General features: G+C 33.7%; 7 protein-coding genes. 1 reads left to right on the top strand and 6 read right to left on the bottom strand.

Annotated features, from left to right (window positions below; translation table 11 throughout):
- From DT250_RS29765 to DT250_RS29780, 4 genes are all read right to left on the bottom strand, one after another.
- Positions 1-1,075, bottom strand: a 1,075-nt coding sequence (locus tag DT250_RS29765) for a glycosyltransferase WbsX family protein (protein WP_149214242.1), incomplete at its 3' end; no start/stop codon positions are given.
- A gap of 215 nt (positions 1,076-1,290) precedes the next feature.
- Entirely contained in the window at positions 1,291-2,163 is an 873-nt protein-coding gene (locus DT250_RS29770) for a class I SAM-dependent methyltransferase (protein ID WP_088610427.1), read from the bottom strand.
- A gap of 26 nt (positions 2,164-2,189) precedes the next feature.
- Positions 2,190-2,912, bottom strand: coding sequence for a class I SAM-dependent methyltransferase (locus DT250_RS29775; protein WP_087983473.1), 723 nt, complete (start codon positions 2,910-2,912; stop codon positions 2,190-2,192).
- A 204-nt stretch (positions 2,913-3,116) separates the two neighbouring features.
- Complete coding sequence (locus DT250_RS29780) at positions 3,117-3,911, bottom strand: sulfotransferase family 2 domain-containing protein (RefSeq protein WP_149214243.1); 795 nt, start codon at positions 3,909-3,911, stop codon at positions 3,117-3,119.
- A gap of 270 nt (positions 3,912-4,181) precedes the next feature.
- On the opposite strand from DT250_RS29780, the gene DT250_RS29785 reads away from it, so the two are divergent.
- A complete protein-coding gene (locus tag DT250_RS29785; RefSeq protein ID WP_088610425.1) occupies positions 4,182-5,126 on the top strand; it encodes an NAD-dependent epimerase/dehydratase family protein in 945 nt (314 codons plus the stop codon).
- 40 nt (positions 5,127-5,166) lie between these two features.
- Here the strand turns inward: DT250_RS29785 and DT250_RS29790 are convergent, their stop codons facing one another.
- On the bottom strand, positions 5,167-5,943 hold the full coding sequence (locus DT250_RS29790) for a class I SAM-dependent methyltransferase (protein ID WP_088610424.1): 777 nt from the start codon (positions 5,941-5,943) through the stop codon (positions 5,167-5,169).
- Positions 5,944-6,006: 63 nt separating this feature from the next.
- The gene (locus tag DT250_RS29795; RefSeq protein WP_149214244.1) at positions 6,007-7,941 is read right to left on the bottom strand and encodes a glycosyltransferase; all 1,935 of its coding nucleotides are present in this window, start codon (positions 7,939-7,941) and stop codon (positions 6,007-6,009) included.
- Positions 7,942-8,366 lie beyond the last annotated feature (425 nt).

Genomic DNA, 8,366 nt, shown 5'->3' on the forward strand with positions numbered 1-8,366 from the left:
AGAATGACTCGTCTTTTTTGTATGCTTTCATACCTCTGTTAATTGCCTGCTTAACTCCTTCTAAATAGGCGAATCCATACCTTTTATCTGGTTCTAAGTAAGTACCTTCTGCCCATTCATTCCACGCATTAATAAATAAAAACTCGCTGTTGTAAAGAGAATAGGTACGCTGGATTTGTTTGCTTAAATATATCGTGAACTTCCTAGGGGTAGAACCTAGGAAGATGCTGCTATTTAAGTCTTTGCGGCGTGCTGTATTGTCCCAGTCAACAAAGGCACCAGGAAATGTTTTTTTCTCTGGAGGAGATCGTTTTAGTATATACATCCACACTTTATCATAATCCCAAGCGTTTATTTGTTTACCAGACTCATATATTGTTTTATTTATGTCTGAAGAGCTATCATGAGCAATTGTATAAAAAGGCTCGAATTCAATGCTAGCATCAAATCCATTTATATTAGGAAGTGGAAAGCTGTTTAATGTTTCTGCAAAGTATATACCTTTCAAACCATTTTCTTGTGCGAGTGTATTCCAATAATGAAGCATTTGTTCACAATGAGGGATATGCCCGGGGCGATAAATAATGAATAGTGGTTTATCGTCTATACGGATATATCTCTCATCTTGGAAAGCTTGCAATAAATACTCAAAGTGCTCTTTCCAATCCGATAATTCTCCATAATTTTGAGGCATTAATATGTGACTATCAAGACCAGCCCAAGTTTTTGTCCACGGTTCATTTGCCCAAGAAAGGCAAAATGGAAAATCTGGTTCTTTCATCTTAAGTACCTCATTAAAGGGTGCCTCCAATAGCCTCTTCACTTTAAACCAGTAATGGTAATAACAAAAACCATATATGCCATGTGCTTTGGCGATTTCTGCTTGCCATTTTCTTACGGATGGGGTGGTTAAGTCATAATAAAAATCTTGATAAGGTTCTCTAGGTTGGTAATGTCCTGAAAATAAAGGTCGTGCACTTTTAGTATTTGTCCATTCAGTAAACCCTTTCCCCCACCATCGGTCATTTTCTTTTATTTGATGAAACTGTGGTAAGTAAAAAGCGATTATTTTCAAGATATATCCCCCTTATGTTCTTCGTAGTTCAAGTGGTGGGAAGTTACTTTTGATTTTTCGAATCTAGTTAAAACATGAGATATGTTATTTACTTACTGTGTTTATGCTGCATAATGAATTCTTTTGTACAGTGTGCTTAATATGGAAATCTTTGATGATTTAATATATACGGCTGAGATACAAAATGATCTTCATTATACAATGAGCGAAAAGAGTTAATCTTTTTGGAGAACAAATAGAGCTTGGGGTAACCGGTTTGTATCATCAAAAAAGTCCCGTAGCTTTAAATACTTCTCATAGTGGTTTTTAATATAAGTTCTAGGTATAACGGTTTCCCCGTAGAAGCTACTGTTTCTAACGTCTCCAGCTCCCGTAGGGCTGTGGACAAAATTGCCGCTTTCATAATCCGAGATGGCACGATTTATATCTGGAAAAGCTTGAGATAAAGTTTTATGCCATCCCGTTTGAATTAATTCAGGGTGTTCCTTAAATTGTTGACAGAAATCGAGAAAATAGCGTGCTTGTGTTGTGGCGATGAAGATGCCACCTGGACGAAGAATTCTTGAAAATTCCTTTATCCAATTTTCTGCTGTTTCTTCGGATAAATGTGAGAATACAGAATAAGCGAATATGATATCTAATGAATTGTCATTAATAAATTCTACAGGAGGTTGTGGGTTGGCTGTTTTATATATCCCTCTTCCTAACGTTTCATTACAAAGAGTAATCATGAGGGGATCTACATCAATACCAAGTAAATTTTCATCGCGAACATCTTTGAAAAAGAAGCGTATGATTCTTCCCCATCCGCAACCAAAGTCTAAAATTTTACGTCCTTTATTCAAAGGAACACCTAGATTTTGGGCATATGTTTTTACATGGCTATAAAACAAATATGCTTCATAAAGAGCATGTTCATAGGAAGCACCTACAAACTGTTGTTGAATTTCTTCAGGGGGGAACATAGGTACTGGGATGCCATTTATCTTTGTTTGTGAGCAACTTTGTATAAATAGATTTAGAAGTTCAACATCAGAAAGTGGGCTAACAAGGTTATCAAAATCATTTCCTAACTTGAAGTTATTCATTTGTTAACCTCCAAATTATATAGTACCTAAAAATTATTTTCGTGTTTTTTACTAATAAAAACGTGTAGAAATTCAGCATCTAACCCCAGTGATCTATCCTTTTGTAAATAAACAATGGTATACATATTTGCATGTGTATAAATATATTCAATCATATCTTGACCCCAATCAAATGTTACTAAAGACCCGTTCTCATCAATAGGATTACCATGATAAATTGGCTCCTCAATATATTCGATTCCTTCTTTATTGATTCTTGCTCTTTGTAAAGTCTTTGTGAGTGTATGATACCAAGGGACAGTAAACACATGAGCACCGCCAGGCTTTAATACACGCTCTATTTCTTTAAAGGCTTTGTTTGGCTCCATTACATGTTCAAAGACATCTTGAGTAATGAACAAATCAAAAGATTCATTTTGGAAAGTCATATCTTCTAAGTTCTCACATCTAATTCCTTGAAAGTATTGGCCGAGAGGATAGTTTTTAAAGTATTGAGAATACGTATAGTTTTTGCAGTTTTTTATAAGTAGCTGAGTTGTAATTCCCCCAGGAGAGGATTCGTGGATATGATAGGAACCCCATTTAGGAAAAAATGTATTTAAAACATGGATTATAGCTCGCTGCCTTGGTATAGAGTGGCATGTAGAACATAAGTAATGATCTCTAAGCCAATCATTATGCTCTATAAATGTAGTTTCCTTCTCACAAATAACGCAATATCCATTATTGTGCTTCAAATTACCTTCCACATGACATCACTCCTTTGTAAAAAAATGCATATGACACACACGTCAACAATCAGTGAAATCAAAGAGAGTGGGTGGAAATTAGGGAACCCATAAAAGTGAGATTGGTAGAATGGAATAATTAGCGGGAGAGAACCCCACGCTAATTAAAGTTTCACTTTATGCTATGCGATACATTCGCTTTTATTCATTGAAGAATGTATCGACTTAGAATATCCCTTTTGTGTACGGATACATTTCAAAGTCTTGTGCATATATTTCTGTAACTAACGCCATTGTTTCTTCATCATAAAAGCTTTCATATGTTGGAAAGCGAGGGAAGGTGGCATCTGTAATGCTGAGTTCTGCATAGCTTCCTGTATAAAGCATCTTATGAGCCCGATGATGATCTGAATTTGTAAGAAGCTCTAAATTGGATTTAATCAAATCGTACGTGTGTTCTATCTTAGCGATTTGTGTATTAAAATCTTCTAAAGGAATATAGTATTGGATGAAATTTTCTTCACCTGGAACGTATTGCTGACTAAAATGTATGTCCATTGCTAGGGAATTTGAACCCAATGCTCGAATGTAATATAAAAATTGTTTAAATGATACTCCACGGTTACTATATTTGTTATTATACAAATAGTGGCGGATATTTTCCCATTGAGGGCTAGCATATGGATTGTCAGCAAGTAATAAAAATGAGCTGACGGCCCTTTTGTAGGGATTCCGTACAAGTTTACAAACATCTTTATTTGCTGTTAGAAGCCCATTTTGTAACTCTGGTATGTAGTTAGTGTTGTTTTTATACACCCAGAATTCATAGTAATGAATAAAGTCATGGTATTTCTTTGCTTCATTAAACAATCCAATTTGAAAAAAGAACCAATTAGCTAAGGCGGTACATCCGCTTCTATGGCTCCAGAATAGTATAAGTGGAAAGTCTTTATGGAAATGTGGGATTCGATCTTTATGTAGGATTACATGATTTAAAAGCTCTTGATTTATACTCTTCATACATGTAGTGCTCCTTTTTGAAATTTTTATTTATGGAGAAGGGAAGTTTTTACTAATCCAATATATTCATGGGAATGAGTAAATAGTATGAGTGTTTTTTGCGGTCAGCTTAAATAAGATAGCGATTCTAAAAGGAAAATATAAAATAAAGATAATGAAAATTTATAGGAAGCATACAATGATAAGAGGATGAATAATAGCAGTGACCAAGTTCATTTAGTTGCATTTCTAGGTGTGATAAGCAAAAATCTTATTACTAGAGAGGATATTATGAGGAAGAATAATTATTTAATAGTAGGTGGAAATAGTTTCATTGGTATTAACCTCGCATTAGGTTTATTGAAACAAGGTCAAACTGTCAAAGTATTTTCCAGACATATAAATAATTTTCCTCAAAATATTATAAGTGATGTTGAATTTATTAAAGGTGATTTAGCAAATGTTGAAGATATATATAAAGCTTTAGTGGATGTGGATATTATTATTTATTTAGCTGCAACGTCTAATGTAGCAACTTCAATTGAAGATGTTTTCGGAGATATAAACAGTAGCTTTTTTTTTCTTAACTTCATGGAAAGTGTTAAAAATTTTCCTGTTAAAAAAATTGTATTAGCATCTTCTGGAGGCACGGTTTATGGTGAACCGGAATATTTACCTATTGATGAGGAACATCCATTAAAACCACTTTCTCCTTATGGAATAACAAAAGTGTCGCTTGAAAATTACTTGTACTTTTATAAGAAAAAATACGGAATTGACTATGTTGTATGTAGATATTCTAATCCATATGGAAAATATCAAAATCCTTTAAAGAAAGTTGGGGCAATAAACTGTTTTTTGTATCAGCATCTCAGTAATGAAAAGATTAATATATATGGGAATCCACAGGAGATTATTCGAGATTATATTTATATCGATGATTTAGTTGAAATCACTATACAACTATCACAATTAAATCGTTTGAAATCTTGTGTGTATAACATAGGGAGCGGCAAGGGTCTCTCTTTAAAACGAATTATAGTAGAATTGGAGAAATTAACGGAAAGAAAAGTGGACTTTACCTGCTATAAACAAAGGCAAGAAAATGTTCAAAAAATCATTTTAAATATAGATAGAGTAAGACGAGAATGTAATTGGGAACCGAAAATAGATTTCAAAAGTGGAATTAGATTAAATAAGCTATGGATTGAAGAGTTCTTATATAGTAAAAAATAATAAACCATGCCCTACTTTTGTATAAGTAGAGCGTGGTTTATTATTTTATTTCTTTTTTTATTACCCAAAGGTCTTGATGTTCCCACCAAAAACCTTCAGTGTATTTTTTGATGACAGGGTTATAGGGTAATAATTTAATTTTGTCACATACGTAAGAGGGACTAACGATCGTTTGCCCGTATTGATGAACATCCAAATCTAATTGTTCACTAGAAGGGAGAAACCAATAACCCTGTTTATTTAAATCTGGAAAGCTGAAGTACTTTTTACTTTGATAACCATGAGTTGTGAAAATGAGTAAGCCTTCAGGAGAAACAGCATTATACAATGTTTGAAGCCAACGAAACCAAGTTGTATCAGGCATATGAGAAAAAAAGGATAGACAAAAAACGATATCATACGTAGAGGAGGTCAAATTTACTTGTTCAGGTTCAGGGTGAGACAAGATAGAAGAAGTATTTAATGTACGTTCAATAAAAGTAATAGCCTCTTCATGTATATCGCAGGTAGTTATACTTAAGTTCGTTTGTAGGTTTAATAAATGACGTGTTACGCAGCCGTATCCGGATGCGAATTCTAATAATTTTATTGGAGTGTCTATAGGAGGATAAAAGGACGTAATTAAATCTAAGAGTGTTTCTGCGGATTTTCTCCCATCTTGAAAATAATAATCTATCGCTTCTTTTTTAGATGGAAAGACTGGATTAGTGACAAGGAATTGAAAGATATGATCCTCTGGATGGATACTTGCATTTACATTGTAGTTGTGTGCAATTTGAGAAATCAAATCTTTATTTGCCTCTATAAATTCTTTCAATGAGTACCCCCCCTTAAATGATAGTAACGTCTTACAAGAGACACTGATGGCGAAGAAAATATATCATTCAATCTTCAAATATGCTTTAAGATACTTTCTATATGTGTACATTTTCTTTTTTGAAATATTGTCGATAGTAAAGGTTTCTTTAATGAAATTCTGCATTTGTACAACTTCACTGTAATGGGAATATGAATCTTCTGTTCCCGTTACGCTATTTGTATGTCGTCTATGATAGTTTAGTGGTTTTGGATTGAAATAAATGTTCCCCTCTTTAAGAATAGAAACATAGAAAAACCAATCACCAGCTACTTTAAACTTTTCTAATTGTTTTTCTGTTGTTTTTATATCTATGTTTTTAAAAACTACACTTGAGACATTAGGTATGGTGTTCTTGATAAGTAATGTATCTTGTATTTCATCTATCCCTTTTCGAAAATAAGAACTTTTCCATTTTTCTTTATCAATATCATTTGTGTAATCTAAATAATGATTGGCCAGGATATTTCCTTGTTCATCTATTTGTTTTGATTGTGTGTAGCTTAAGGTAACATCACCATTTATATGAAACCCTTGTATTACTTCTTCTAAAAATGTCTGATCACATAAGTCATCGGCCTCTGCAATCCAAATATAATCACCGGTTGCTGCAGAGACGCCTTTTATCCATTGTTTAAATACAGAACCAGAGTTTTTATCATTAATAATCTCCTGAACTTTTAGGTGGGGCTTATTTTCGTTTGAGAGCAGCTGTTTAAATATAGATACGCTATTGTCAGTGGAGGCATCGTCTAGGAAAATTAGTTCGTAAAGGGGATAGGTTTGGTTTAATATGGATTTAACTCGGTCAGGTAAGTATTTTTCGTAATTATAGTTCGGTATGATTACGCTTATTTTTTTGTAATTATGATCAAGTAGGTTTAACAGTTGATAAATGTAATGAAGAAAGTTAAAATCTTTTTCAATAAGCTCTTGGCCAAAGCGCCCTTTTTGTAATCGTAAGTCTTCATCTCCAATAAATTCATATATTCTTTCCAGCACCTGCGGTAAATTTAAAAAGTCTACTAAGGCGCCAGTTTGTTCCGTAACAACATCTTCAAAACCTCCAGCGTTTTTAAACCCTATAACAGGGACTTTTGTATCTAATGCTTCTAAAACAACGTTTGGAAAAGGATCTTCTCTTGAAGTTAATAAATATAAATCAGCCCCGGCGTTATATAAACCGATATCTGGAGTAGGCTCAACTAATGTGAAATGTGCTGTATATCTTGGGGATAGTGTGTTAAAGAAATGAACATCCGTTCTCCCGACCCAGATAAAATGAATATTCGTATGAACTTTTCTTACTGAGTAAGCAATAAGTGAGAATAAATCTATCCCTTTCCGATGATCAGCAAAACCTACTCCCAAAATGATTTTGCTATCTAGAGGCAGGTTGTGTTTTTTTCGTAATTCGCTTCTAGCTTTTGCAATATTGTTCTTATAAGGATTGTGGTTAAACAAGCCTTGAGGGAGGATGTGGCATTTTTGATGATCTAATTGGGTGATTGTACGGAATTTTTCATACACGTACTGTGAAGGGAAGACAATTTTGTAAGCAAACTGGGCAATGTTTCTCGCTTTCCCCTCGGCAGAGTACTGTTGTATTAAATGCGGCAATTCATGTATTAATGAAATAACTTTTATATTGTGTTTAGCTAGTAATGCAACTATGTCACCACTTATGACGGTACTACATATGGCGATGGTATAGTCTTGTGATAGTAACTTCTTTATTAATAATTCGACCCTTTTTTCTGTTGGGTAGTCTTCCTCTAGGCAATAAACAGGACCATACTTTTGAAAATCGTGGATTAAAATGCCCGTTCCAATAGAAATAATTGCGACGGAGTAATGAAAGTTTTCTTTAAGAGCTTTAATAGTATGTAAAGAAAGCAGCTGTGCTCCGTGGAAATGGGCATCATGGGATACATAAATGATCTTCTTATTAACATGCATTTCATAACGCCTCCTAAGTTAATTAGATTTTTAGTAAATGCATGGTATATTTATAATTCCTAGAGAGAAGTGGTAGGAGATAATTGTGAATACAGCTGGAATGTACTCGAAATAAAAAGTGCTACCTTTAATATATATTTGTTTGGCTTGCTATTCATTCTTTAGAAAGGTGTAAGTAAGAAAGTATAAACTGTCAATTATGAAAGTGATTGCAACAATTTATTAATCTCTAGGAACGGAGTATAAATAAAGAAGGTTCAATACCCTTTAGAATTTATAAAATAAAAAGGATAAAAGGTATTGACGATTAGGATATAGAGGTGTAATATAGAACAAGTCGCCGATGCAATAACGCAGAACGCGGCAAACAAAATGAAAAACTTAGTTGACATTAACTAACGAAGATGTTAACATAAGGAAGTCGC

Origin of the sequence: Bacillus sp. AR2-1, assembly GCF_008368755.1 — a bacterium.
In the GTDB taxonomy this organism is placed as follows: domain Bacteria; phylum Bacillota; class Bacilli; order Bacillales; family Bacillaceae_G; genus Bacillus_A; species Bacillus_A wiedmannii.